The following is a 24,706-nucleotide window of genomic DNA, read 5'->3' on the forward strand; positions in this document are numbered from 1 at the left end:
AGGGGCCCCCTGGAGATCTCCGGGGCTGCCTCACGGCAGCTGACCGCGGCTCTCGCGGGTAGCTCTCAGGACAGCAACACGTCACTGCACGCGCTTCGACCTCACGGACGGAGTTCGAGCGAGCGGGCGCGCGGGGGAAGCGCGAAGGCATGGCCGCTCGTGCGGGGGGCCGTTATCGTCGAAGGGCGTCCATGCCCGTGTGGCTCCATCAGCTGCTGCCGATCCTGCTCCTGCTCACGGCCATCGCGGTCGTCATGCGGCGGCTTCCGAAGATCGATCTCGGGCACTCGGAGGAGTTCCGGCGCCGGCGGTTCTTCAACTGGTTTCCGCTCGGGCTGACGTACGCCTTCCTCTACATGGGGCGGTACAACCTCTCCGCCAACGCGCCGGAGCTCGACGCGCTGCACCTCGTCAGCAAGCGCGAGTTCGGGAACATCGACGGCTGGGGCTCGGCCGTTTACGGGGTCGCCTTCCTGCTGAACGGGCCGCTCACCGACCGGTGGGGCGGGCGCGTTACCATCCTGATCGCCGCGGGCGGATCCGCGCTCATGAACGTCCTGATGGGCGTGGCCGTCCGCCTCGCCCAGGAAGGGCGGCTCGACCACAGCGCCGCCATCACCGCGATGACGGTGCTCTTCTCCGCCAACATGTACTTCCAGAGCTTCGGCGCCGTATCCATCGTCAAGGTCAACGCGCCCTGGTTCCACGTCCGCGAGCGCGGGATGCTCGGCGGCGTCTTTGGTATCCTGATCTCGCTCGGGCTCTACTTCGCCTACGACTGGAGTCGATTCATCGCCAGGCACCTGCCGATGCCGTGGGTGTTCCACGTCCCCGCCCTGCTGCTGCTCGGCTTTCTGGTGCTCGACGTCTTCCTCATCCGCGACACGCCGGGCCAGGCGGGGTTCCAGGACTTCGACACAGCTGACGCGTCCTCGGGCGACACCGGCGGGCGCCTGGGGGCAATCGCGGTCGCACGGCGCATGTTCTCGCAGCGGGTCATCTGGATCATCGTCGCCATCGAGTTCTGCAGCGGCTTCCTCCGCAACGCCGTCATGAAGTGGTACCTCGTCTTCGCCGACAAGACCGGGCTCAAGGGCTTCGTGTCGGCGCACTGGGGCGTGCTCCTCTGCATCGCCGGCATCCTGGGCGGCGTGTTCGCCGGCTTCATCTCCGATCATGTCTTCGATTCGCGCCGGGGCCCGGTGGCCTCGGTGCTGTATGCAGGCCTCGTGCTCGGCGCGGTCATCGTCCTCTTCACGCTGAGCTTCCCCATCGCCGGGTGGACCGTCGTGTTCATGTCCCTCTGCGTGATCGGCGTCCACGGCATGCTGTCCGGGACCGCGAGCATGGATTTCGGCGGGAGGAAGAACGCCGGCGTCGCGACTGGCATCATCGACGGCTTCGTCTACCTGGGCACCGCGGCGCAATCGTTCCTTTACGGGAGCATCCTGCCCTCGGGCGACGCGGCGAAGGACCCGGGGAACTGGATGCCATGGCCCGCGGCCATGCTCCCGGTCGCGCTCGTCGGCTTCGCGCTGGCGACGCGGGTGTGGAACGCGCGGCCCGAGCGGCGCGCGGCGGCCCACTGACGCGCGGCCTCCACGCGAGCCAGGCGAGGTATCCCCCGCCGGCCCTCTCCGCCCCACTCACCCACGCTCGGCGGCGAGCGCCCGGGGATCGACGAACACCCACGGCATGCCCGCCGCCTGCGCGGACTGGATCCCCAGCGCGGCGTCCTCGAAGACCAGGCACCGCGCGGGCTCGACGCCCAGGCGCTTCGCCGCCTCGAGGAACGGGTCGGGCGCCGGCTTGGGCCGCGCGTAATCCTCCGCCGCGACGACCGCGTCGATGTACCCGCGGAGGCCCAGGAACTCCAGCGTCCGTTCCACCGACGCCCGTGGGCTCCCCGAGACGACGGCGCGCTTCACGCGCGGAGGAGCGTCGCGCAGCGCGGCGACGACCTCAGGCACGCCTCGCACCGTCGGTATCAGGCGGTGGTACGCCGCTTCCTTCGCCGCGAAGACCTCGGCCACCGGCATCCGCAGCCCGTACTTCCCGTTCAGGAGCTCGACGATCCGGTCGGTCGGCATCCCCGCCCAGCCGTAGAAATCTTCGCCGGAGAACTCGCACCCATGCGGGGCGAGCGCCTCGAGCCACGCCTGGTAATGGACCGGCATGGAGTCCGCGATCGTCCCGTCGCAATCAAAGAGATAAGCGACAAACGAGCCTGAGGGGAATACAAGGCCTGGCATAGGCCGCACCTAGTAGCATATCGGCAGGCCTCCCGCTGGTGCGCCGGCCCTCCCGGAGAGCTCGCCGTTCAAAACCTCAGGCTTCGTTTTGCTCGCGGGCGAACGAGATCGTCACCACCTGTCCTCGACCGCCTCCACGCGCACCTCGCACGCGCCATCGCCCCTGAGCGGCGACTTCGTCTCTTGCACGCGAAACCGCGTCCCCATCTTGAACAGCCCGCCATAGGTCTCGGCGTCGATCGGCCGCACCGTCCCGAAATCGACGCGGTGCAGGAGCTGCATGATCGCGAGCGCCGTCCCCTGTTGAAACAGGAGCCGCCCCCGCGCCGTGGGCCCGTGCTTCATGGCGTAATACGCGCTCTCGTGCGTGATCGGCGCCCGCAGCACGAGCGCCCGGCCCGGCTGGAACTCCGGCGCGGAGAGCGCCCCCCAGCCGAGCGCGCGGGCGAGCCCGAGCAGCTGCTCCAGGCGCTCGTGCTGATCCCTGCCCACCGGACCGCACGCCGCCTCGAACGACGAGGACGAGAGCATCCCCCCGAGCAGGTGGAACGCGCCCGTCTGCGCCGCCTCCCGCACGAGCGCCTCGAACCCCGGGACCAGCTCGGGAGACCGCCGCTCGATGAGGTGCACCGTGTCGAACGTCTTCTGATCGATGTACCCCACCGGCAAGAGCGCCAGGTTCACCCCGTACGCCGAGATGAGCCCGCGCTCGTCGGACCGCAGCGCCCCGAGCTCCTCGAGCATCGCGCCCTCGACGCGCTGCGCCCGCGAGAGCGGCCCGCCCTCGGGCTCCCAGCGCACCCGCGCCGACTCGATCTGCTTGCGCGTCAGCGCCTCGCCGAAGCGCGGCCGCTCCGACCGCCGCGTCAGCAGGAAGGTGCAGGTCGCGTCGCCCCGCGCGACGCACGTCACCTCGTCGGCGTCGAGCCGCCCCCAGTCGGACGGGAACGCGAGGCTCGCCGCGGCCGCGCAGTAGCCGGAGGCGAACGCGTCCACCGCCAGCCGGTTCTGGATCCGACCGCCGTACTTCGCGAGGAAGCTCGTCCCGTGGAAGAGCGAGTCCGCGTGCACCGCGCCGCCCTCCGCGCTCACCTCGAACCGCAGACGCCCCTGCCCCATCGCGGCGAACAGCTCGCCCGCGAGCTCGAGCTTCTCCCGCGGCGACGCCCCGTGGCGGTCCTCGTACAGCGGCCCGAGCAGCGCGTGCGCCGCCTCGAACGCCGCCTGCCGGCGCACCCCGCGGCTCTCGCCGCCGAGCGCGTCGAAGATCGTCTGCTCCAGGAAGAGCGCGAAGTGGTGGGAGTGCGTGATCACCAGCTGATCCGCCACGTGGAGCAGCCCGTGCGGGACGATCGGGCCGACCAGATCGCCGAGCGGGCCCTCGATGCGGCCCCGCAGGCCGTGCCGGAGCGCCGTCACAGCAGCCTCCGCAGCGCGGCGCGCTCCAGGCCGAGGATGTCCGCGACCGCCGTCTCGACGAGCACCATCGCCTCCGCGCCGAGCCCGTCGGGGTGCTCGAGCGCGAGCGGCGTCAGCCCGGCGCGCAGGGCGAGCCGGAGCCGCGCCACGTGAGGCTCGGGCGCGCGCGCCTCGAGCAGCGCGAGCAGCCGCTGGATCCGCGTGACCTCGGCCGACGGCGGATCGACGGGCGGCGGCGTCCCGCCCGTCCGGCGCGACGGGATGCTGGACGAGCCCCTCGGCGGCGCCGATCGCGCGACGCCCCGCACGAGATCGTCCACCGTGTCCGCGCTGAGCGGCTCCTCGAAGAGCCCCGACGGGTCGCTCAGCATCTCCTCGGGCGGCTCCTCGAGCGGCAGCTCGGGCGCGAGCGTCGCGGCGAGCCGCTGCGCCACGAGCCGCGCCATGCCGAGCGGCATCGTGCCGTCGAACAGGCTCGCGACGACGCACGCGCGGACGCGGCGCAGGAGGACGGTCCGGCCGCTCAGCTCGAGCGTGACCACGGGGTCCGGGAGCTCCTCCGAGCGGCCCTGCGAGCGCGGCGGCTTGCTCGACGACCGCGCGCCGCGGCTGCGGGCGGGGCGGATCGAGCCCTCCCGCTCCGGGACGAGCCGCTGCGCGGCGAGCTGGCTCCCGAGGTACGCGTCGCGCAGCCCCGCGGCCACGTCGCTCGGAGAGAGGGCCGCGCCCTCGCGGACGAACACGGCGTGGACGCGCGCGTCGCCGAGGTGGAACACGACGATGGCGTCGAGGCCGCCGACGCCGTAGCCGATGCCGTCGAGCGCGATCGGCGCGAGCGGGTCGTCGTCGTCCAGCGCGCCCGCGCCGGCCGCGACGCCACGACCGAACGAGGGCTCGCCGTGCTCCGCGCTCACCCGACGACCCCGACCGCGGCGTCGATCGCGTGCCGGCACGCGATCCGGACGGCGTGCGCCTCGCGCGGCGTGAGCGGGCCCGGGCGCATCAGGCCGACGATGTACGCGGCGGAGCGCACCTGGAACCCGATGAGCTGGAAGAACGGCCCGTCGCCGACGCAGAGGTCGAAGCGCTGCGACGGGGCGCCGGGCAGCGCCGCGACGAGCGAGCCGATCGCCGACGCGATGAGGCCCGAGGCGGCGAGCCTCGCCTCCGTGTCGCGGATCGCGCCGGCGAACGGGAGCCCGGCCGCGTCCGCGAGGAACACGTCCGTCGCGCCCGTCGCCTCGGCGATCCACTCGATCACCCGCTCGCAGCGGGCGACCGGCCCGCCCGCCGCGGCGAGGTCCGGGAAGCGCGGCGCGCGGCCCGCCGAGAGCGCCTCGATGGCGCCGTCGAGCCGCTCCTCGAGGGGCTCGCGCGCCGCCGCGAACGGGGGCGGTGAGCCCAGAGGCCGCAGGTCGAGCGGCGAGCCGCGCCGCGAGTCGACGTCGTCGGCCGACGAGGGCAGCGCGCCCCGGAGCCCGAGCTCGCCGCCCACGCCCGCGCCCGACAGGGGCAGGAGGTCGCTCGAGGGCGCGAGCTCCTCGAACGACGGCGAGAGCGGCGACGAGGACGTCGGCTCCGGCTCCGCCCGCGAGGACGGCGGCCGGGACTCGAACGACACGAGCGGCTCGGCCGCGGGCGCGACCGACGCCGCCCGCGGCCTCCGCGACCTCGACCGCTTGACCAGCGCCGCCGCGGTGACGACGGCGCCGTCGACATCAAAGGAGGAGCGAGATCGGGCCATCGTCATCGTCCGGCGAGGTGGGGTCCAGGCGAACCAGCACGTCGTTCGCCAGCTGATCGAAGACGCGCGCGAGCGGCGGAGGGCGCTTCTGCATGAGCAGGAGCGGCGCCCCGCGGAGAGACGCCTCGAGGAACGCCTCGTCGCGCGGGATGACCGTGTCGAGGATGATCCCGTCGGGGAACTTCGTCCAGAGCGTCTCGGCGACGTCGAGCGACGCAGACGCCTGCCGGTCGAACATCGACAGCACCATGCCGAGCAGCGACAGGTGCGGGTTCTTCTCGGCGCGGACGCGATCGATCACCGCGAGCAGCTGGCCGACCGATCGGAGCGCGAGCGGCTCGGCCTGGAGCGGCAGGAGCGCGTGCGTCGCCACCTCGAGCGCCCGCGTCGTGACCTTGCCGAGCCCCGCGGGGCAATCGACGACCACGATGTCGAAGTCCGGCGAGAGCCGCGCGAGCACGCTCGGGAGCACGGGCCCGCGGGCGAGCGCGTCCTCGAAGCCAGCGACGGTCGTGGGATCGACCCGGCCGACGGTGAGCACCTGGAGCTGCGGCTCGCGCGTCCGGAGCAGCACCGACTCGAGCCGCTCGGCGCCCGTGAGCAGCTCCGCGACGCCCGGCCGCGCGCGATCCGCGAGGCCCAGCGACAGCCCGAGGCTCCCCTGCGCGTCGAGCTCCAGGATCAACGCGCGGTTGCCCGCGCGCCCGAGGGCAAGCCCGAGGTTGAGGGAAATCGTGGTCTTTCCGACGCCGCCCTTCTGGCTCGCGACCGCGATGACGTGCATGGACTCCCTGACGGCGCGCTGTCACGGCGCCCGGGGGCCATCCTACCAGGACGGGTGCGGCTGAGAACTAGTCCCGTCCCTGACGAGCGCGAACTAGAGCAGCGAGATCCGCTTCATCAGCGTGCCGCACAGATCGCTCTGGGGGTTGCGCTCGCGCTCGATCTTGAGGCCGGCGCGGAAGATCTTGTCGGCGCTCTCCACGTTGCCGAGCACGACGTGGCAGAGCCCGAGGAGCTCGTGGTCGCCGGGATCGCCGTGGATCGACACGAGCTCGGTCAGCGCGGGGACCGCCGCGCGGTGGGCATCGATCATCGCGTCGGTCGGCGTCGACGGGACGCCCTTGGCGAGGATCATGAGCCGCAGCACCTGGCGCTGATCCTCGGGGCGCTGCTTGAGGAACTCCGGCTTCTGGAAGAGGTCGCGGTATCCCCCGTAGGCCCCGTCGAGGTCGCCCCCGCGCGCGAGGGCGACGATGGTCTTGACCGCCTGGACGAGCGTCTCATTCGGCATGACGAGACGATACACGGCCCCGCGCCCCGCGGCGAGACCGCCGCTGCACCGGCGTGACGTGTCGCCGAGAAGCCGAGGAGCCGAGGAGCCGAGGAGGCGCGCGGACGTCGCGCGCTTCCGTCACCGTCGTCTGCGCGCGCTGCGCGGCGGTGCGGCGCTTGCGGCGCCGCTGTGCGGCGTGGTAGTCGCGTTGAGCTCGGTTGCTCATGCGCTGGCTGTCCTTCTTCTGTTGCCTCTCCGCAGCCGCCCTCGCCGCGCCTCTGGCGCTCGGGCAGCCTGAGGCGCGGCCCGAAGCGCCCGTGGCGCCGCAGATCCTCGAGCACGTGGATCCAGAGTACCCGCCCGAGCGGCTCGCGGAGGGCATCGACACGACGGTCACGCTGTTCGTCACGGTCGAGAAGGACGGCACGGTCAGCGACGCGGTCGTGGCCGAGTCCGGGGGCGCGGCGTTCGATGACGCGGCCATGAAGGCCGTGCGGCGGTGGCGTTTCTCGCCGGCCATGCGCGGCGGCGCCCCGCTGCGGGCGCGGATCCGGGTGCCGTTCCACTTCGCGCCGGGCCCCCACGAGGAGCAGCCCGCGCCGGCGCAGGCAGAGGCGCCGGAGGCGGCGGATCGCCCGGCGGCGCCCCCGCCGCCCCGGCCGGCGGCGCCGAAGCCGGTGGAGTTTGCCGGGGGCGTCGCCGGCCCGCACGCCGTCGCCGAGCCCGGCAAGCCGATCGAGATCCACGTGCAGGGCCGGCCGAACCCGCCGCGCCGCGCCGCGAGCGACTTCCGGATCGGCCGCGCGGCGCTCTCCGCCGCGCCGCACGCCACCGCCGCGGATCTGCTCCGCACGGCGCCCGGCGTCCACGTCGCGCACCCCGAGGGCGAGGCGGTCGCGCAGCGCATCTTCCTCCGCGGCTTCGACGCGGAGCACGGCCAGGACGTCGAGCTCCGTGTCGGGCCGATCCCGCTGAACCAGCGCTCGCACGTGCACGGCCAGGGCTACGCGGACCTCGGCGTGATCATCCCGGAGGTGGTGCGGTCGCTCCGCGTCGTCGAGGGCGTCTACGACCCGCAGCAGGGCGACTTCGCGGTCGCGGGCAGCGCGTACTTCGACCTCGGCGTCGAGGAGCGCGGGCTCCAGCTCAAGGGCACGCTCGGCTCGTTCGGCACGCGACGGCTGCTCGCGGTCTGGGCGCCCGAGGCGCAGTCGGAGGACACGTTCGGGGCCGCCGTGGTGCGCGCGACCGACGGCTTCGGCGACGGCGCGCGCGGGGCGATCTCCGGGGGCGCCGTCGGCCAGTACCGCGTGCCGCTGCCGGACGAGTACTCGGCGCTGCTGCACGTGGCGGCCCACGGCGGCCGCGCGAACCTCGCGGGCGTGCTCCGGCGCGACGACGTCGAGGCGGGGCGCGTCGACTTCCACGACGCCTACCCGGATCTCGCGGCGCGCGCGCAGTCGGCCGCGTCGACGCGGCTACAGCTCGCGCTGAGCGTCGAGCGATCGGACGACGACGGCTCTCAGAAGAGCGCCTGGCTCTGGGCGGCGACGTCCGGGTACCGGAGCCGGATGAACTTCACCGGCTACACGCAGCGCTCGCGCCGGCGGCCCGAGTGGGTCGGCAGGGGCGACCTCATCGAGCAGGCGAACCAGGACGCCGCGCTCGGCGGCGGCTTCGCCTACCGCACGCCGAGGATCCCGCTCGCGCCCTGGCTCACCGGACAGGTCGCCGTCGGCGCCGAGGTGCAGACGAGCGGCATCGACCAGGCGCAGAACCTCCTCCAGCCGCCGCAGAACGAGACGTGGGATCAGCGCGTCGACGCGTCGATCCAGGTGACCGGGGTCGGCGCCCACGCCGACGCGCTGCTCGAGCTGTCGCGCTACGCGCGCCTCCGCGGGGGCCTGCGCGCCGACCTGCTCGTCTTCGATGTGGACGACCGCATCGGCAACTTCATCCCGGCGGCGCAGAAGGAGACGCACATCGAGGGGTTCCGTCGCACGGCGGCGGGCCTGGCCGCCGGCCCGCGGGTGACGCTGGAGCTCGATCCGCTGCCCTCGCTGCGCGTCTCCGCCTCGTACGGGCACGGCTACCGCTCGCCGCAGGCGCGGCTGCTCGAGGACGGGGACAACGCGCCGTTCGCGACCGTGAAGAGCTACGAGGCCGGCGCCACGCTGCGCCCCGGCGGTGGCCTCAGCGTGACCGCGGCCGCCTACGAGACGCGCCTCTCCTACGACCTCGCGTTCGACGCGGCGGAGGGCGCGCTCGTGCGCATCGGCAGGACGACCCGCCGCGGGCTCGTCGCCTACCTGCAGGCCGCGCCGAGCCCCACGCTCACGGCGGGCGTGAGCGCGACGTTCGTCCACGCCACGCTGGACGAGCCGCCCCCGCCGACGCCCGAGAACCCGTCGCCGCCGTACGTGAAGGGGCAGCAGCTCCCGTTCGTGCCGCCCGTCGTGGTGCGCGCCGACCTCGCGCTGAAGCGGCCGGTCTTCACGATCGCCGGCGCGCCCGTCGAGGGGCGGCTCGGCTACGGCGCGACGTTCCTCTCCCCGCGCCCGCTGCCGTACGCACAGACCGCCGCGCCGGTCTTCGTGGTGGACGCGTCCCTCTCGCTCCGGCGGAGCCTGCGCGTCGGCCGAGACGCCGCGCAGGGCGGCCCCTGGATCGAGGTCGGGGTCGAGGCGCAGAACCTGCTCGACGCCGAGTACGCCGACGCCGAGTACTCGTTCAAGTCGACCTGGCCGGGCGCCGCGGGCGCGTCGCAGCCGTCGATCCCCTCGGAGCTGCCGGCCCGGCACATCAGCGCCGGGCCGCCGCGCTCTCTCCTCGCGAACGTGACGCTCTCGCTATGAACGCCCCGAACCTCGCCCCGGCCGCGCGCCGCCTCCTCGCCGCCGTCCTCCTCGGGTCGCCCGCGCTGTCCGCATCCGCCTGCGCCGGCACCGGCCAGCCCGAGGTCACGTACGCCGCGCACGCCGAGGCCGACGTCCCCGGGGAGATCGCCGCGGGCGCGTGGACGATCGCGCTCGACGAGGCGACGGTCGCCTTCGGCCCGGCCTACTTCTGCGCCGCGGAATCCGGCGCGTCGACGCTCTGCGAGACCGCGATCGCCGAGCTGACCACGATCACGCGCGTGAACCTGCTCGACCCCGCGCCGCAGCCGCTCGGCCTGGTCCACGGCTTCGAGGGCGAGATCCGGAGCGTGTCGTTCAACTACGGCATCCACTGGTTCTCGACCGAGTCGTCGCCCGCGCCGGCGCCGGAGGCTCCCGGCGTCAGCTCCGTCCACCTGCGGGGGCGCGCGACGCGGGGCGCGGAGGCGCTCGACTTCGAGGCGGACGTCGACGCCGTGCCGCAGCGCCAGGGGCTGCTCGCGGTCCCGAGCCTCGCGGTCGCCGCGAGGGTCGGCGCGGCGCCGGTCCGCCTGGTGGTCCGCTTCGACGTCGTGGACGAGTGGCTCGCGAGCGTCGACTTCGACGCCCTGGCCGAGGGAGGCGCGACCAGCGTCGCCATCGCGCCGGGGTCGCCCGCGCACCAGCGGCTGCGCTACGACATGATCGCGGTGCACCGGCCGCAGTTCCTCTGGTCGACGTCGCCATGAGGCGGCCTCGGTGAGCCCCCGTCCGGCCCGCGCGACGGCCGCAGCGCGGCGGCGGCCTGGCCGGCGGCGGCCTGGCCGGAGCCCCGCCTGCCGGTGGCGAGCGCGCTGGCTCGTGGCGCTCGCGCTCGCGGCGCAGCTGTGCAGCCTGACGCACGCGCTGCTCGTCCAGCACGCCCGCTGCGAGCACGGCGAGCTCGTCCACGCGGCGACGGTCGCTGTCGCGGCGGCGACGGCGCACGCCGAGCGCCGTCCTCCCGGCGACCAGCCCGGCGCGCCCGGAGCGCGGCCCGGCGGGGGTGACGACCTGTGCGACGCGCTCGCGCCGCGCCACGAGGGCGACGAGCACTGCGACGCGTTCGCGCTGCGCGGCCAGCTCGGCGCGCCCGTGCACCGCGTGGCGGAGGCCACGCTGCTCGAGGTCGTCCGCCTCGCCTCGATCCGGCCCTCGCCCGAGGTCCGGCCCATCCCCTTGCTGATCCTGGCGCCGAAGAGCTCCCCGCCGACGGCCTGAGCATCTCACGAGGCCAGAGGGTGATGCGGGCGCTGGGCGCGCGAGGAGCGCGGGCCTGCGCTCGCCGGGCGCGCTCGTGCGCGCTCGTCGGGATTTCGAGACGACTCAGGAGCTTGATCATGCAAAGACTGAACGAGACAGGGTTCGTGGTGACGGCGTGCGCGCTCGCGCTCGTCGCCGGGTGCAGCGATGACGGCGGAGCGACGTCCGAGACCGGCGCCGTGCAGATCTTCGTGGAGCCGGAGGACACCATCCCCGAGGGCCTCGAGCCGGGCACGGGGGAGGAGAACATCGCGGACGGCTGGAAGGTCACGTACGAGAGGTTCCTCGTGACGATCGGCAACGTGCGCGCGGCGCGCTCGGATGCCGAGGAGACGCTCGGCGATGACTCGGTGTTCGTGCTCGACCTCAAGAACGCCCCGGCGACGAGGTACGTGATCGCGGAGTTCCAGGACGTGAGCGCGGTGCGCTGGGACCGCTTCGGGTTCGATCTCCCGAACGCGAAGGCGGGGGTGAAGACGCTTCCGCCCACCACGGCGGCCGACGTCGACCTCATGGTCGAGGGCGGTTATTCGCTGTTCTTCGAGGGATCCATCGAGAAGGAGGACGGCGAGTCGTGCCCGCCGCCCGGCGACGCGTGCGTCCCCGCGGCTCGGGTGCGCTTCAGCTGGGGCCTCTCGGCCGGGACGTCGTTCGACGATTGCGCGACCGAGGACGGGCTCAACGGGTTCAGCGTGCCGACCAGCGGCACGGTCGCGGTGAAGCCGACCATCCACGGCGATCACTGGTTCTTCGACAACATCACCGCGGGCGTGGAGCTGACCAAGCGCTACGCGCAGTACATCGCGGACAGCGATCTCGACGGCGACGGTGAGACGACGATCGACGAGCTCAAGCAGGTGAACGCCGCCGACGTGTTCGGCGATGAGTACAACCTCGCCGGCGCGTCCGGCGGCCCGATCGAGACGGCGTACGACTACGTGGTCGCGCAGGCGCGCACGCTCGGCGACTTCCAGGGCGACGGCGAGTGCCCGAGGCGCGCGGTGCTGCCGTGATCGGGTGAAGGCGGCGGGGCGCGCCGCCCCACGATCCTCACGGCGCTATGCCGGGCCGAGCTGACAGGCAGTCGTACACCCGTCGCCGTCAGCCGTGTTGCCGTCGTCGCACTGCTCCCGCGGCGGCTCCACCACGCCGTCTCCGCACACCGCGCCGGCGCTCGCCCCGCCCGCGCCCCCTGCTGCGCGGAGCTGACAGTCGCTCGAGCACGCGTCTCCATCCGCCGTGTTGCCGTCGTCGCATTGCTCCCATTCCGGGTCCACCACGCCATCTCCGCACACCGCGCCGGCGCTCGCCCCGCCCGCGCCCCCGGCTGCGCGGAGCTGACAGTCGCTCGAGCATGCATCTCCGTCAGCCGTGTTGCCGTCGTCGCATTGCTCCCATTCCGGGTCCACCACGCCGTCTCCGCACACCGCACCGGCGCTCGCCCCGCCCACGGCGCTCGACCCGCCCACGGCGCTCGACCCGCCCACGGCGCTCGACCCGCCCACGGCGCTCGACCCACCCACGGCGCCGCCTCCGGCCGCGCAGTCCGTCGAGGAGGAGCAACATTCGACACACGCCCCCGTGCTCGAGCTCTCCTCCGGCGAGTCGACCCCTTCGATGAAGCGCACCTCGCACGCGGCCTGCATCAAGAACAGCCCTGCGACGGCGAGCAGCGGACAGCGCGAAAGAAGATGATGACGCATGACTCTCCCTCTCGAAGCGAAGCCGGGATGTGCCTCGCTCTGGTAAGTGGGCGCGAGCTCCTCTCCGTGGCTCACCAAAATCAACGATTCAGAACCATCCGGCGACTCAGAAGCTCACCCGCAGGCCGAGGCTCGGGAGCAGCGCCGGGCGCCCCGTGCGGCCCACCTCCGCACCAGCGATGGTGAAGACAGGCTCTCTTGCGAGCACGAAGACGTCGAGCGCCGCGTGGACGGCGAGGTACGGTAAGACGCGGACGTCGACGCCGCCCCCTGCGGAGACGCCGGCGGTGAGCCAGCTCTGACGCCGGTCGCGATAAGGAGGGTTCGCCCGGCCGGCGACCGTCACATGGTAGACGCCCGCGCCGAGCGAGATCACCGGATGGATCCGCCATGCCTCGGGGCCGGCGGCGTACGCCAGGCCGATCATGGCCGCGGTCTGCCGCAGCGCCACGCGCCCGCCGGGAGCGTCGAGGTTCCTGGCCACGACGACCGGCACGAGGGTCCCGCGCAGCGAGACGCTCGCCGTCAGATCGTACCCCACACGGAAGTAGGGCCCGGGGACGATCCCGACGTCGCCGGCGAGCGCCGCGAGCCCCGCCTCGACGCTCAGCCGGCGCTCGTCGGACGTGGGCGCCGTGGGCGCCCGGGGCGCGGCGCTCCCGGGGTCCGGTCGCCCGGGCGCGGCCGACCCGCGCGCCGCCCGGGATCCGCCCGGAGGCGCGGCCGGCCCACGCGCCGCCGTGGATCGCTCGGCGGGCGCGACCGCCGCTCGCGGCTGCAGCGGCGCCGCGTCGAGCGCGATGGCCTCCTCGCGCCCCGCCGGCGCGGCCGCGTCGGCGATCCATTGCGCCACCCGCTCGGGCAGCTCGCGCCGCTGCTCGCCGCTCAGCTCGAGCAGGCTGGCCCGGAGCAGCTCCGCCGACCGCACGGCGAGATCGCTCGCCGCGTTGGTGGCGCCGGGGACGCCGAGCTCCACGCGGCGGACCAGCGTCTCCTTCGTCGCGTGATCCGCGATCCACGCGTCGGCGACGGCCCCGCCGTCGGTCTCGAGGATGGCGATGGCCGCGAACACGCCGCCCGCGCCCTCGACCTGCGCGCGCCCGTCGACGCCCGGCGCGCCCTCCAGGGAGCGTACCGAGAAGCCCACGGCGCGCAGCTCGCCCTCGAGGCGCACCGTGGCCTCCTCGACGACCTTCCCGGCGTGCGGCGCGCGCACCACGATCACGCCGATCTCCGCCGCGGCGCTCGCCCCCCGGGACACGAAGAGCGCGGCGCACAGCGCAAGGACGACCCCGAACCCGCTGCGCCTCATGGGCGGCGCAGGATCTCCGCCGCGGCGGCCGCGAATGCCCCGTGCGGGTGGCGCGCGAGGTACTGCTCGGCGATCGGCCGGGCCGCGCCGTCGCCCTGGGAGGCGCGCAGCACGATCATCTTCCGCCCGAGCGCCTCGGCGGCCAGCGAGCCGGCCGGCGACTCGGCGAGGTACCGATCGTACCAGTCGATGGCCGCCGCGGGCGAGCCCGCCTCCGCCATGCGACCGAGGAGGAACGCCGCCGAGCGCGCCTCGGGCGAGCCGGGGAAGCGCGCGCGCTCGGCGAGCAACGCGCGCCGCGCGAGGTCGTTCCGCCCCGTGTAGCGCGCGGCGTCGGCCAGCGCGGCGATCTCCGGGAGCGGGCTCGCCGCGATCGTCGCGTCGATGCCCCGCGCCTCCGCCACCGCGATCGCCCCGGCGAAGTCGCCGCGGGCGACATGCTCGCTGCAGCTCCCCGAGGCGGGCGCAGGCGCCGCGGGCACACGGACCGCAGCCGAAGCTGGCGCGAGCGCCGCCATCGGATCGGTCGTGACTGTCGCACCCGCCGCGGCCGTCGCACCCGCCGCTACCGGCGCTCCCGCCGCTGCCGGCGCTCCCGCCGCTGCCGCCGCTCCCGCCGCGGCGGCCCCGCCCGTCTCTGCCGGCGCCCCGGCGTCCTCCAGCATGCCCATCTGGGCCGGCGCCCCGGCGTCCTCCAACACGTCGGTCCTCGCCGGCGCGCCGACGTCGCGCGACTCGCCGCCTTCCGGCGTGCGCGCGCCGGCGGCGCCCAGGTCCGCGATCGTGAGCTCGCCGCGGACCACGTCGGCGACCAGGCGCTGGCCTCCCTGGAGCGCGACGCCGCCCGAGGCGAGCGGGCCGCGGACCGCGACCGAGCCGCTCTGCATGGTCAGCTCGAGCCGCTCACGCTCCCAGCTCAGGTCGAACTCCGTGCCCGTCACCCTGACGGTGAACGGCCCTGCCGCCGCGACCCACTCGGCCTCGGGCAGGTGCGCGACCCGGAAGTGCGCGGCGCCGCCCTCGATGTGGATCTGCGCGCCGCGCGCCGTCACGGCGGTGACGCGCCCGCGAGCCCCCGGCGCGAAGCGGACGGTCGTCCCCTCGCTGAAGCGCGCCGTCGCCCCGCTGGTCCCCCCGCGCACGTAGGTGTCCGCGAGCGCCGCGCCGTCGGCGCGGTCTCCCGGCGCGACACCGTCGACCTGGTACGACAGGCGCGCCGCCGGGCGCAGCGCCCAGAGGCCCAGGATCACGAGCAGCGGCGCCAGCGCCGCTGGCAGGAGCCAGCGCCGCCGCGGCGCGAGCGGCAACACGGAGCGCTCGACCTCGTCGATCAGCCGCGCGCGGCCGCGGGCGAGCGCGCGGTCCGCCGGCGAGGCCGCCCCCGCCTCGCGCGCCAGCGCCGCAAGCCGCCGCAGGGCGACCTCCGGCGGAACTCCGGGCTTCGGATCAGCCATCGCTCGCCTCCTCCGCGGGCTCAACGTACGCCGCGAGGAGCGGATCCCGCTCGGCCATCGCGTGGACCCGCGCGGTCACCTTGGCCAGGTGGCGCTTGGCCGTGGCCAGGGACATCCCGCTCGCCTGCGCGGTCTCCGCGAGCTCCAGCCCCTCGATGTGGCGCAGCACGAAGAGGAGCCGCGCCCTGTCGTCCAGCCTGTCGAGCAGCGCGTAGAGCCGCGCGACCGCCTCGCGCGCGCCCTCGTCGACGCCCTCGGCCGGCTCGTCCGGCAGCGCGCCGCTGTCGGTGAGCGAGAACCAGCGCCGGAGCCGCCGGCGCCGCAGCGCCGACCGCGCGACGCGCACGGCGATGCCGAGGAGGAACGGCCGCAGCGCCGCGGGATCCCGCAGGTTCTTCACCTCCCGGAAGAACTGCAGGAACGTCTCCTGGGCGTGGTCCTCGACGTCGCCCCCCGGCCCGAGCACGCGGCGGAGCAGGCCGTGCACCAGGGCGCCGTAGCGGTCCCAGACGGCGCCGGCGGCGCCTGGCTGGCCCTCGGCAGCCGCGCGGGCGAGGCCGGCGTCGTCCAGGCCGGCCAGGGGGCTCGGGCGGACGAGGGTAAGCCGGGGGGCGAGGGCTGCGCTGGGCAAGACCACGGGAACTGGACTAGGTGGTCGCGAGGGGGTCCGGGTGGCTCACAAAAGCGACGGGGGGCGAACGCCGCGCGCAGCTCGCGAAGGGCGCTCCGGATCTCTCGACGGGAACGGGACAGGCGGCATCGAGGGGGGAGGCCCTCGCCGCGGCGCGGGCGTCGGTCGGGGGGCCGCGCCACGCCTAGCCGACGTCGAGATCCCCGGGCACGAACTCGGAGGGCCGCCGTCGTCCACTTGGGCACGCTCAGCGCCGTCGCAGATGTCGAGGTGAACGTCGGCCAGCTCGGTGCAGTGGCTCTCCACCTGGCGAGTGCAGGAGCGACGCTGGCACAGGGCGAGCGTGGCGACGTCCTCCATCTGGCCGAGTACAGGAGAGGCACCAGCGACGAGGCGCGCGGGCACGAGCTCGGCTCCTCTCCGCCGCTGCGGTCGTGGAGGTCGAAGCGCATGTCGGGCAGCACGGTGCGGCCGCCATAGTCAAGCGGAATAGTCGCGGCGCTGCGAATTTACCGCGAGGGCCGTTCGCCAACCATTTCGGTTAACGAACACTCCAGCCGCGTAGCCGCCTTGCGCACCGGCGCACACCCGGGACGGGTCGACCCCCATCCACTGCGGTTGCACCGCAGCGTTTCTCGTTGACGCCCGCGCCACACGCCCAGGAAAATCGTTCGTGCCCCACAGCGCGCGTCGCGAGCTGGCCAGGGCTTCCGCCATGTCCATGTGCGCACACGGCAACGTCGGCCTGCTCTGCGCATGCGCGCTCGTCCTTGTTCCGGCGTCGGCGCAGGCACTCGAGTTCAGCGGTGGCGTGAGCGTGGGTGGGATCCAGGTCGGGACCGAACCCAAGCTGGCCGTGAGCCCCTTCGCTGGCTGGCTCTGGCGAAAAGAGCGGGACTTCCGGATCGAAGTCCACAACATGCTCAGCATCATTCCGGGGGCACGTGTAGGAGTTTACGATCGAACGGCGGTTACCGTTGGATACGTCACGAAGACGGGCAACGTCAGCCTTGGTCCAGCCCTGTCGCTCTACTCGATGCCGGTATGCGGTGCCGTGCTCTGTAACCGCGTAATGGGGCTTGCTCCAGGCGGGCGCGCACAGTCCGACTGGTATTTCGCTGGACGTCTGGGGGTATCCACGAGCCTCAACGTGGACTGGGCCGGCGGGAGCAGCCGTGTTCTTCCTGGAAGCGGGGTCGTGATGGTGACCGCTGGGCCTATCTGGAGATTCGGGGGAGAGTCGAAATGAACAAGGTGTTGGCCGTTGGATTTCTCGGTCTTGCGGGGTGCAACTTCGATGTCGGGGATTGCTACCTCCGGAGTGAGGGCGAAAGCGGCGCCGGCGGGATCATCATCACCGCGACAGGGGCGGGCGGCTACGGGTTCGGCCAGACAGGGGCCGGCGGCATCGGGCCCGTACCGCTGGAGACGCAGGACATGGATCCGCCTTCTCCTCCAGTCTGCAACATCGCGAGCCAGACACCGTGTGAGGAGAAATGCGAGACGGACTACGAGTCTGACAATATACAGTGTGGAAAGAACGAGGGCGAGGCGCAGCGGACAGCTTGTCGGGATAGCGCGTACGCTAGATATAAGAACTGTCGAGACGGTTGCGAGCAAGCAAGCAATCGCAGCTGCGATGAGAAGTATCAGGATTGCGTCAACCACGGCCCGTGGTCTTGTGCAAGACCAGGGTCAGGAGACCCAGGCGAGACGAAGTGTAAGACCTGCAGTAGACGATGCGAGTCCGGGGATCCTCCATCGCGAGATTGCAAAAAGTGTTTGCTCTGAGGCCCCAATGACGATTCACGTCACTTCAAATGAGGATATTCGGAGAGCGATCCGGCGCGGGCTTCGCCTTCCTGTGCGTTTCGTGGGCGATAACGTGCTGGAAGGGCCGTGCGCGTCCGACCCCGAAGTCCATTGTGAGAGGCGGAGCGATTATTGGAAACTTCGAGGGCGGGAAAGGACACGATTTTGTTCGCGGTTTCATGATGTTGTCAACGCGTTGAAATCGCGACAGAGAGTCGTCGTGTGGACGTCCGGGTTGTGGAGGGACAGGCTGATGCTGTGGGCGCTCTGCGCGTGGAGGCTCGGCGATTGGCCCGAGCACCCGGATCTCGACATCATCGTCGTGGGAGATGCGCCGGAGGATGGGTTTGGCCGTGGATTCGTCCACGTGAAGCCAGCTGACGCGCGCCGCGGTCTGGACGACGCACTCGCTCTATCTCGGACGCGCGTCCAGCACATGGCGCGCTCGTGGCGAAAGGTATCCGGTCGGTCTCCGATCCTGTCCATCGAGGGGAGGCGCGCAGATCGAGTACCGAACGATCTCGCAGAGCTGGGCACCCACCAGGCGGCATTCTTCCCTCGAGTGGACGGTAGGACGCTCACTTTATCTTGGGTTGACGAGCTCCTGTTCGCGTGTCTCGGACAAGACTGGTTGACGCCCGTGGACGTATTTATGCACCGTTCATCGGCTGGCGAAGAGCTGCGCGCTGGTTGGGGGATGCGCATCGGCGATTGCTTTCTCGCCATGCGGCTGCGTCAGTGGGCCGAGCACCGAGGGGCCGAGGCCGCGCTGGAGAGTGTCCCCTATAGGACGGACAGAGGACCTATGCTGGAGGCTCGCTATAGGTTGACGGCTGTCGGCGATGAAATAAAGCGGCATGGTCTTGCTGAAATCGCTCAAGGAGCGCCGCTGCCGGTGTGGGGTGTCACAGCGTACGATCCGCTGGCTCCTTGGGTCGTGGTGGACGGCGGCACACCTCACCAGCGCGTCCAGCGACTTTAAGATCGCGCTACGCAGGAGGAGGAATGACGCCTGCGCCCACACGCGCGTCCGTCTGGCCGAGTTCCGCGGCTGCCTCGGTCGCCACGGCGGATGTTACGGCGATCACGCTATGGCGGATCGCCCGAGGCGTATGCCGCTCACACCGTTCACAGGGTTCGCCTGATGTGCCGTGATCCTATTCAGGGAAGCGTTGCGTCTCGACCTGGATGCCGTCCTCCCCCGTGATCTCGTCGCCAGACCAATCCCAGCTCACGCCGCCCTTACCAGGCGGTCCGAGAGTGTAGGTGACCCCCTCGAGCGTGAGCTGGTCCTCGTCGAGGTAGGCGATGCCGATCGAGTCGCCGCCGCGCCCGGGGCCGCCGTAGCCGCCGTCGCCCCCTCGGCCGCCGTTGCCGCCCTGACAGGACCACGTGCCGTCGCCCACGGCGCCGCCCGATGCGCCTCGACCGCCTTTGCCCCCTTGCTCGGGTGGCCCGCCGTCGCCACCCGGCCCCGCGGCGAGTGTCTCGATCACGGTGTCGCGCACCGTCAGGTTGGCGTGGAGCGCGACGATCCCGATCGTCGGGTGGCCGTTCTCGCCCCCTCGGCCGCCTCGCCCACCGCAGCCGCCGGCGCCTCCGGAGCCGCCGCCGGCGCCTCCCTTCGAGGCCACGCCGCACGCGGCGAGGCCGCCTCGACGGCCACCGCCCCCGCCGCCGCCTTGGCCCGGCATGCCTCTGGTACCGTCGCCTGCCCAATCGGCCTCCCATCCCGTCTCGCGGATGCGCCCGATGCCGTCGCCGGGGATACCGACCGTCCCCAACGCGCCATTGTTCCCGTGGAGCCCTGGCTCGCAGTCGATCCCTGGTGTTAGCGCCCAGCCTCAATAAGGCTTCAGGCCGACATCTCGCTCAAGCTCCTTGATGGAGGAGGGTACGCATCCCCGCACGAGGCATCGTCCACCGTGAGTGCAGGGGCGCCTCCTCGTGCCCGCCGGATGCATTCCCGTGACCTATCTCAAATTCTCACGCCGTCTGCTCCTCCCTGCGCTTTTTCTCAGATCATGGGGAACGCGGACGTCCGCGTCGCCGCCCGGGCTCGCCACGCCGAGAGGCATTGCTTCGTGCCGACCGAAATTGTCATGCTCATCGTCGCTTTTCCCGCCGCCCACGGGTGTAGGAGCGGCCGCGGAGTGGGAGCGGAGCATCGGCGCGGTGCCAGCCACAAAAGGCGACGAGGAGGCCCAGTCTTGGCGGACAACCTCCTCGTCGTGCTCCGGTTCGCGTGTCGAGGAATCGAAGCGGTCACAGTCTCGTCCACAGCGCGCTCGATATCAAGAGCTGGCAGCAGCAGGTGCCCACGGTCGAGGCGGTGCGCCCCGCTCGCTGCCCTGCGTGCGGAGCGGCGAGCCAGCCCGTCGGGGGACCTCTTGGCCTCCACGGCCATGGCCTTCGCGAGCGGCAGGTGCGTGGCCCGGCCGGCCCGAACGCGCCCGCCGTTCTTCTCGTGCTCCAGCTGCGCCGCTACCGCTGCCTGCCCTGCGGGGCGGTGATCCTCGTCGGTCCACGCGAGCTGCTGCCGCGGCGGCACTACAGCGCCGCGGCGATCGGCTTCGCTCTTGCGCTCTACGGGCTCGTGCTGGCGACCGCCCGCGAGGTGCGCCGGCGGATCAGCCCGCAGACGATCCTGGGCGCCACGGCCTTCACCGGCTGGGCCACGCTCCGCCGCTGGACGCGCGACGTCGCGCATCGACGCCTCTTTGCCGCACTGCCGTCGTCTGATCCCGGCGCGATGCTGCGCCGCGTGGCAGCGAGCGCGGCGGCCTCGCTCGCCGCCTACGCGGATCCGACCTCCCGGGGCGAAGCGCTGGAGCACCGAGCGTTCCTCGGCGCCGCGCACGCAGCGTGAGGGCGGCTGTCAGCGACGAGCCCAGAGAACAAGGCCCACCCGAGAGGATCCCTCCCTCGACGAGCCTCGGTGGCGCACAAGGGCCCCGCGCCGCAGGGCGCAGAAAGGACCCTTCGATATGGATCTCGGACCTGCCGATCACGCCGAGGCCGTCGCGATCTTTCGCGCTTCGGTCATCGGCCCCGTCATGCACCGCGAGCTCGGCCGCGGACGGCTCGCCGCCGAGCTGCGCGCCTTGAGCGCCCAGCGGTTCCGGCCGCCGGGCGCCGACAGCACGCGCACCTATTCGGTCCCCACGCTCGAGCGCTGGCTGTACGCGTACCGCGCCACAGGCCTCGCCGGCCTTCGTCCCGAGCCGCGCTCCGATCGCGGCTTCGCGCAGGAGCTGCGCGCCGAGCTGCGCGAGCTCTTGCTCGACATCCGGCGCGAGCATCCCGCGGCATCGGTGTCGCTCATCCTGAGCACCCTCGTCGACGAGGGGCGCATCGATCCGGGCCAGGTCTCGGAGCCGACAGTGCGACGGTTGTATGCGGCGGCGGGTCTGTCGCGTCGGGCGGCTCGCTCGGAACAACAGCCGAGCACACGGCTGCGCTGGCAGGCCGAGCGGCCCGGAGCGCTCTGGCACGGTGACGTCTGCCACCTGCCGCAGTGCAAGATGGGCGGTCGGACGGTGCCTGTCCGCATCCATGGCTTGCTCGACGATGCCTCTCGCTACGTCGTCGCGCTCGAGGCGCACTCGACCGAGAGGGAGGTCGACATGCTCGGGCTGCTCGTGGACGCGCTTCGCCGCCACGGCAAACCGGATGCCCTTTACCTGGACAATGGCTCCACCTACCGGGGCGAAGTCCTCCGGACGGCGTGCTCGCGACTCGGTATCACCCTGCTGCATGCGAAGCCCTATGACCCGCAGGCGCGCGGCAAGATGGAGCGCTTCTGGCGGACGTTGCGCGAGGGGTGCCTGAGCTTCCTCGGCGAGGTCGCGTCGCTCAAGGACATCGACGCACGGCTCAAGGCCTTCCTCGAACGGCGTTATCACGCGGCACCGCACGCCGGGCTGATGGGCAAGAGCCCCTCGAAGCTGTACGCGCAAAAGCCCGCCGGCGAGGGCGCGGTCGAGGAGCGGGCGCTGCGCGCCGCGCTGACAGAACGCAGCCGGCGGCGCGTGTCCAGCGACAATGTGATCTCCATCGACGGCGAAGCGTGGGAGCTCGATCAGGGCTACCTGGCTGGCCAGCTCGTCACGGTCGCTCATTGTCACGTCGCCCCGGACGCGACCCCGTGGGTCGAGCACGAGGGCAAGCGCCTGCCGCTCCGCCTCCTCGATCCGGCGAAGAACGCGCGGCGCCGGCGGCCGCCACGCGGCGGTCCGCTCTCACAAGGGCCGAGCCGCCCCACCGACTTCGCTCCGACGAGGGCGCTGCTGCGGGCTGGAAGCGAAAGGCCGGAGGCCTCGGATCCCGACGACAGCTCCGAGGGAGGTGCTCGATGAGCGAGTCTTTCATCCGATTCTTCGGGCTCTCCGAGTCGCCCTTCTCCAAGGAGATCCCGGACAGCGACCTCTGGCTGCCGCCCTCGAAACATGAGCTCGTCGAGGAGCTGTGCGACGCGGTCCACGAGCGCTCCCAGGTGCTGCTCGTCGGCGAGCCGGGCGCCGGCAAGACGTGCGTGCTGCGCGCGCTGCGCCATCGCTTGCCGCAGGCCGGATTCCGCCTGACCTACTGCCACAACGCCACGCTCGGACGCCGCGACTTCTACCGGCAGCTCTGCCAGGCCCTCGGCCTGACCCCTGCTGCGACCGCGGCCGCCGTCTTCTACGCGATCAGCGCGCACGTCGAGAACCTCGGACAAGAACGGATTCACCCGGTCTTTCTGCTCGACGAGGCGCACCTACTTCATCAGGACACGTTGGACCATCTTCACATCTTGGCAAATGTGCGCCGTGAGGCGCTGATACGACCGGGGACCACAAGGGGTCCCCCTCACCTGGGTCGAGCTGGGTGAAGAAGGGCGCCGCGAACGTCTCCGGGGACTGGACCGGAGGCCTGCAACAGCCGAGCGGCGTAAAGAGCCGGCGCAGGGAGCCATTGGCGACCGAGGCCGGTGACCGAAGGTGCCACGGTGAGAGCCGCATGAACGATCGTTCAGGCAAATCGAAGTCGGTGTTGGAACCCTCTGTACGGAAGGATGCCCCGCCTCGCGCGGGTTTGCAGCCAGAGCCTGGTTGTCAGTTGGAAACGACTGGGTGTGCCCAGCCTGGGCACGCCGGCTCCCAGCCTCGAACGGGAGACCGGTCCGCGCTGCCAGGGGCAAAGCCGACCACCTACCGCACCACGGGTTGTATCAGTGAACACGGGAACCTCGATCCGGGCGCCAGCGCCGCAAGCGTTGGCAAGCCGACAGGTCCGGCCATGTCTCGGACGAGGGGCGGAGCCCCCGTAGTAGTCGGAGCGCGGGAAATCCGCGTACAAGGCGAAGGGGGGCAGTCGATGGGGACGGCTCACGCTGCGCCGGGGAAAGCCGTGTATGCGGCATCTCAGTCCGATCAGGACTGGCTCCGGAGCGTACAACGTGAGCTACACCGGCGAAGTAGAGAAGATCCGGATTACGTATTTCGCAAGCTGTGGGGGTTCATTGTCGATCCTCGCACGTTGCGATGCGCCCTTCACCGCGTGGCTCGCAACCGTGGGAGCCGCACGGCGGGCGTAGACGGAATCACGATGGGGAGCCTCATCCGGGACATCGGCGCGGAGTTCTTCGCGCAGAAACTGCGGGAGGAGTTGAGGTGCCGAACCTACCGGCCGAGTCCAGTGCGTCGGGTGCTCATCCCGAAGACAGGTCAGCCTGGTAAATACCGTCCGCTGGGCATCCCCACCGTCCAGGATCGTGTCGTGCAGGCAGCGTTGAAGAGCATCCTCGAGCCGATCTTTGAGGCGGACTTCTTCCCCGTCTCATACGGCTTCCGCCCTGGGCGCGGTGTCCATGGAGCGCTGGAGCATCTCCGGATGCTTCTGCGTCCCCGGCCTATCCGCGAACAGGGCAAGGCTGTGAATCGGCTTCCATACCAATGGGCCATTGAGGGAGATATAAAGGGGTGCTTCGACAACATCAACCATCACGCGCTGATGAACCGGGTGCGCCGGCGCATTGGCGATCTCAAGGTGAATCGGTTGGTGAGCGCCTTCCTGAAGGCGGGCGTCCTGTCCGAGGAGCAATTCTCCCGGATGGAGGCAGGCACCCCCCAAGGTGGGATCCTGTCTCCCCTCCTCGCGAACATCGCGCTCAGCGTGATCGAGGAACGGTACGAGCGACACGTGTGGCCACGCCGCACGCCGACGCTTCGCACCGATCCGGAGACGATTACACGGCGGGCCAACGAGAGACGTACCACCGACAGGCGGCGCGGTCTCCCGGTGTTCGTCCCTATTCGGTATGCGGATGACTTCATCCTTCTCGTCGGCGCACCGCCCGGCCCGCAGCAACAAGCGGACTCCGAGCGATATGCAAACGAGGAGAAGTCTGCGCTGGCCGCCTTCCTGAAGAACGAGTTAGGATTGGAGCTGTCGGAAGCGAAAACGCTCGTGACCCCGGTCACGAGACCCATGCGCTTCCTGGGCCACCATATCCTGGTACGGCGACATCCCGGCCACCGCCGGATGGTGAGCGCCAGCCTCGTTCCGAAGGAACGCAGCAAGCTCTTCCGGGAGCGCGTGAAGCGGCTGTTCTCGAACTCCACGAAGAACCAGTCGTTGAGCAAGCAACTCCGGAAGCTCAACCCCATGCTGCGAGGCTGGGCGAACTTCTACCGGCATGCTTGGGGTGCGAAGAAGGTGTTCAACTTCCTCGACCACTATGTCTGGTGGACGGTCGCCCGCTGGCTCACGAAGAAGCATCGGCTCTCCCTGAAGCGCCTCGCCAGACGCTACGGCTGGCGAAAGCCAGGTGGCCGATGCGTGCGCTGGAAGGACGGAGAGGTTACCCTCTTCGAGACCTCCCAGCTCACTGTTGAGCAATACAAGCTGGGGTGGATGCACGCGCCGTACTTCGCTACAAACGTCGATAGAGAGCCCGGTGCATAAC

20 protein-coding genes and 1 pseudogene are annotated in these 24,706 nt (G+C 71.8%); 10 read left to right on the forward strand and 11 right to left on the reverse strand.

What is annotated here, in order from left to right:
* Positions 1-191 precede the first annotated feature (191 nt).
* Positions 192-1,589, forward strand: a complete 1,398-nt coding sequence (locus WME73_RS39150) for an MFS transporter (protein ID WP_437741379.1) — start codon at positions 192-194, stop codon at positions 1,587-1,589.
* Positions 1,590-1,646: 57 nt separating this feature from the next.
* Here WME73_RS39150 and WME73_RS39155 read toward each other — a convergent pair whose 3' ends face one another.
* The 6 genes from WME73_RS39155 to WME73_RS39180 form a co-directional block, all read right to left on the reverse strand.
* Positions 1,647-2,252: an HAD family hydrolase gene (locus WME73_RS39155; RefSeq protein WP_437912926.1), complete on the reverse strand. Its 606-nt coding sequence runs from the start codon at positions 2,250-2,252 to the stop codon at positions 1,647-1,649.
* A 111-nt stretch (positions 2,253-2,363) separates the two neighbouring features.
* A complete protein-coding gene (locus WME73_RS39160) occupies positions 2,364-3,671 on the reverse strand; it encodes a hypothetical protein (protein ID WP_437741381.1) in 1,308 nt (435 codons plus the stop codon).
* Positions 3,668-4,585, reverse strand: coding sequence for a hypothetical protein (locus WME73_RS39165; RefSeq protein ID WP_437912927.1), 918 nt, complete (start codon positions 4,583-4,585; stop codon positions 3,668-3,670). Before WME73_RS39165 ends, WME73_RS39160 begins: the two co-directional genes overlap by 4 nt.
* Positions 4,582-5,415, reverse strand: coding sequence for a hypothetical protein (locus WME73_RS39170; protein WP_437912928.1), 834 nt, complete (start codon positions 5,413-5,415; stop codon positions 4,582-4,584). The genes WME73_RS39165 and WME73_RS39170 overlap by 4 nt, the downstream gene beginning before the upstream one ends.
* Positions 5,390-6,199 carry a ParA family protein gene (locus tag WME73_RS39175; protein WP_437764501.1) on the reverse strand — a complete coding sequence of 270 codons (810 nt, stop codon included), beginning with the start codon at positions 6,197-6,199 and terminating at the stop codon, positions 5,390-5,392. Before WME73_RS39175 ends, WME73_RS39170 begins: the two co-directional genes overlap by 26 nt.
* A gap of 93 nt (positions 6,200-6,292) precedes the next feature.
* Complete coding sequence (locus WME73_RS39180) at positions 6,293-6,709, reverse strand: hypothetical protein (RefSeq protein WP_437741385.1); 417 nt, start codon at positions 6,707-6,709, stop codon at positions 6,293-6,295.
* Between the two features lie 206 nt (positions 6,710-6,915).
* Here WME73_RS39180 and WME73_RS39185 point away from each other — a divergent pair, with 206 nt between their 5' ends.
* The 4 genes from WME73_RS39185 (at position 6,916) to WME73_RS39200 (ending at position 11,861) form a co-directional block, all read left to right on the forward strand.
* Positions 6,916-9,546, forward strand: coding sequence for a TonB family protein (locus WME73_RS39185; RefSeq protein WP_437912929.1), 2,631 nt, complete (start codon positions 6,916-6,918; stop codon positions 9,544-9,546).
* Positions 9,543-10,295: a hypothetical protein gene (locus WME73_RS39190; protein ID WP_437912930.1), complete on the forward strand. Its 753-nt coding sequence runs from the start codon at positions 9,543-9,545 to the stop codon at positions 10,293-10,295. Before WME73_RS39185 ends, WME73_RS39190 begins: the two co-directional genes overlap by 4 nt.
* A 10-nt stretch (positions 10,296-10,305) precedes the next feature.
* A complete protein-coding gene (locus WME73_RS39195) occupies positions 10,306-10,806 on the forward strand; it encodes a hypothetical protein (protein WP_437912931.1) in 501 nt (166 codons plus the stop codon).
* 119 nt (positions 10,807-10,925) lie between these two features.
* A complete protein-coding gene (locus WME73_RS39200; protein ID WP_437912932.1) occupies positions 10,926-11,861 on the forward strand; it encodes a hypothetical protein in 936 nt (311 codons plus the stop codon).
* 45 nt (positions 11,862-11,906) lie between these two features.
* Here the strand turns inward: WME73_RS39200 and WME73_RS39205 are convergent, their stop codons facing one another.
* The 4 genes from WME73_RS39205 to WME73_RS39220 form a co-directional block, all read right to left on the reverse strand.
* Positions 11,907-12,551, reverse strand: a complete 645-nt coding sequence (locus tag WME73_RS39205) for a DUF4215 domain-containing protein (protein WP_437912933.1) — start codon at positions 12,549-12,551, stop codon at positions 11,907-11,909.
* 106 nt (positions 12,552-12,657) lie between these two features.
* Positions 12,658-13,863 (reverse strand): hypothetical protein, encoded by a 1,206-nt coding sequence (locus WME73_RS39210; protein WP_437912934.1) that lies wholly within the window; start codon positions 13,861-13,863, stop codon positions 12,658-12,660.
* On the reverse strand, positions 13,860-15,317 hold the full coding sequence (locus WME73_RS39215; RefSeq protein ID WP_437912935.1) for a tetratricopeptide repeat protein: 1,458 nt from the start codon (positions 15,315-15,317) through the stop codon (positions 13,860-13,862). Before WME73_RS39215 ends, WME73_RS39210 begins: the two co-directional genes overlap by 4 nt.
* Positions 15,310-15,954, reverse strand: coding sequence for an RNA polymerase sigma factor (locus tag WME73_RS39220; RefSeq protein ID WP_437912936.1), 645 nt, complete (start codon positions 15,952-15,954; stop codon positions 15,310-15,312). The genes WME73_RS39215 and WME73_RS39220 overlap by 8 nt, the downstream gene beginning before the upstream one ends.
* Positions 15,955-16,663: 709 nt before the next feature.
* Between WME73_RS39220 and WME73_RS39225 the strand changes: the two genes are divergently transcribed.
* Positions 16,664-17,197 carry a hypothetical protein gene (locus WME73_RS39225; protein ID WP_437741394.1) on the forward strand — a complete coding sequence of 178 codons (534 nt, stop codon included), beginning with the start codon at positions 16,664-16,666 and terminating at the stop codon, positions 17,195-17,197.
* 1,720 nt (positions 17,198-18,917) lie between these two features.
* Here the strand turns inward: WME73_RS39225 and WME73_RS39230 are convergent.
* Positions 18,918-19,562, reverse strand: a pseudogene (locus WME73_RS39230) (hypothetical protein); the annotation flags it as partial.
* 443 nt (positions 19,563-20,005) lie between these two features.
* Here WME73_RS39230 and WME73_RS39235 point away from each other — a divergent pair.
* The 4 genes from WME73_RS39235 (at position 20,006) to ltrA (ending at position 24,705) form a co-directional block, all read left to right on the forward strand.
* Positions 20,006-20,629 (forward strand): hypothetical protein, encoded by a 624-nt coding sequence (locus WME73_RS39235; protein WP_437912937.1) that lies wholly within the window; start codon positions 20,006-20,008, stop codon positions 20,627-20,629.
* Positions 20,630-20,747: 118 nt separating this feature from the next.
* Positions 20,748-22,118, forward strand: a complete 1,371-nt coding sequence (locus WME73_RS39240; RefSeq protein ID WP_437912938.1) for a DDE-type integrase/transposase/recombinase — start codon at positions 20,748-20,750, stop codon at positions 22,116-22,118.
* A complete protein-coding gene (locus WME73_RS39245) occupies positions 22,115-22,630 on the forward strand; it encodes an AAA family ATPase (protein WP_437912939.1) in 516 nt (171 codons plus the stop codon). The genes WME73_RS39240 and WME73_RS39245 overlap by 4 nt, the downstream gene beginning before the upstream one ends.
* A gap of 485 nt (positions 22,631-23,115) precedes the next feature.
* Positions 23,116-24,705, forward strand: a complete 1,590-nt coding sequence (gene ltrA / locus WME73_RS39250; protein ID WP_437912940.1) for a group II intron reverse transcriptase/maturase — start codon at positions 23,116-23,118, stop codon at positions 24,703-24,705.
* Position 24,706 lies beyond the last annotated feature (1 nt).

This window comes from Sorangium sp. So ce302, assembly GCF_051530145.1.
Taxonomy (GTDB): domain Bacteria; phylum Myxococcota_A; class Polyangia; order Polyangiales; family Polyangiaceae; genus Sorangium; species Sorangium cellulosum_B.

Coding starts and splice junctions, on each gene's coding strand:
- WME73_RS39150 (WP_437741379.1), top strand. CDS start 192: ATGCCCGTGTGGCTCCATCAGCTGCTGCCGATCCTGCTCCTGCTCACG.
- WME73_RS39155 (WP_437912926.1), bottom strand. CDS start 2,252: ATGCCAGGCCTTGTATTCCCCTCAGGCTCGTTTGTCGCTTATCTCTTT.
- WME73_RS39170 (WP_437912928.1), bottom strand. CDS start 5,415: ATGGCCCGATCTCGCTCCTCCTTTGATGTCGACGGCGCCGTCGTCACC.
- WME73_RS39175 (WP_437764501.1), bottom strand. CDS start 6,199: ATGCACGTCATCGCGGTCGCGAGCCAGAAGGGCGGCGTCGGAAAGACC.
- WME73_RS39180 (WP_437741385.1), bottom strand. CDS start 6,709: ATGCCGAATGAGACGCTCGTCCAGGCGGTCAAGACCATCGTCGCCCTC.
- WME73_RS39185 (WP_437912929.1), top strand. CDS start 6,916: ATGCGCTGGCTGTCCTTCTTCTGTTGCCTCTCCGCAGCCGCCCTCGCC.
- WME73_RS39190 (WP_437912930.1), top strand. CDS start 9,543: ATGAACGCCCCGAACCTCGCCCCGGCCGCGCGCCGCCTCCTCGCCGCC.
- WME73_RS39200 (WP_437912932.1), top strand. CDS start 10,926: ATGCAAAGACTGAACGAGACAGGGTTCGTGGTGACGGCGTGCGCGCTC.
- WME73_RS39205 (WP_437912933.1), bottom strand. CDS start 12,551: ATGCGTCATCATCTTCTTTCGCGCTGTCCGCTGCTCGCCGTCGCAGGG.
- WME73_RS39210 (WP_437912934.1), bottom strand. CDS start 13,863: ATGAGGCGCAGCGGGTTCGGGGTCGTCCTTGCGCTGTGCGCCGCGCTC.
- WME73_RS39215 (WP_437912935.1), bottom strand. CDS start 15,317: ATGGCTGATCCGAAGCCCGGAGTTCCGCCGGAGGTCGCCCTGCGGCGG.
- WME73_RS39225 (WP_437741394.1), top strand. CDS start 16,664: ATGTCCATGTGCGCACACGGCAACGTCGGCCTGCTCTGCGCATGCGCG.
- WME73_RS39240 (WP_437912938.1), top strand. CDS start 20,748: ATGGATCTCGGACCTGCCGATCACGCCGAGGCCGTCGCGATCTTTCGC.
- WME73_RS39245 (WP_437912939.1), top strand. CDS start 22,115: ATGAGCGAGTCTTTCATCCGATTCTTCGGGCTCTCCGAGTCGCCCTTC.
- ltrA (WP_437912940.1), top strand. CDS start 23,116: ATGGGGACGGCTCACGCTGCGCCGGGGAAAGCCGTGTATGCGGCATCT.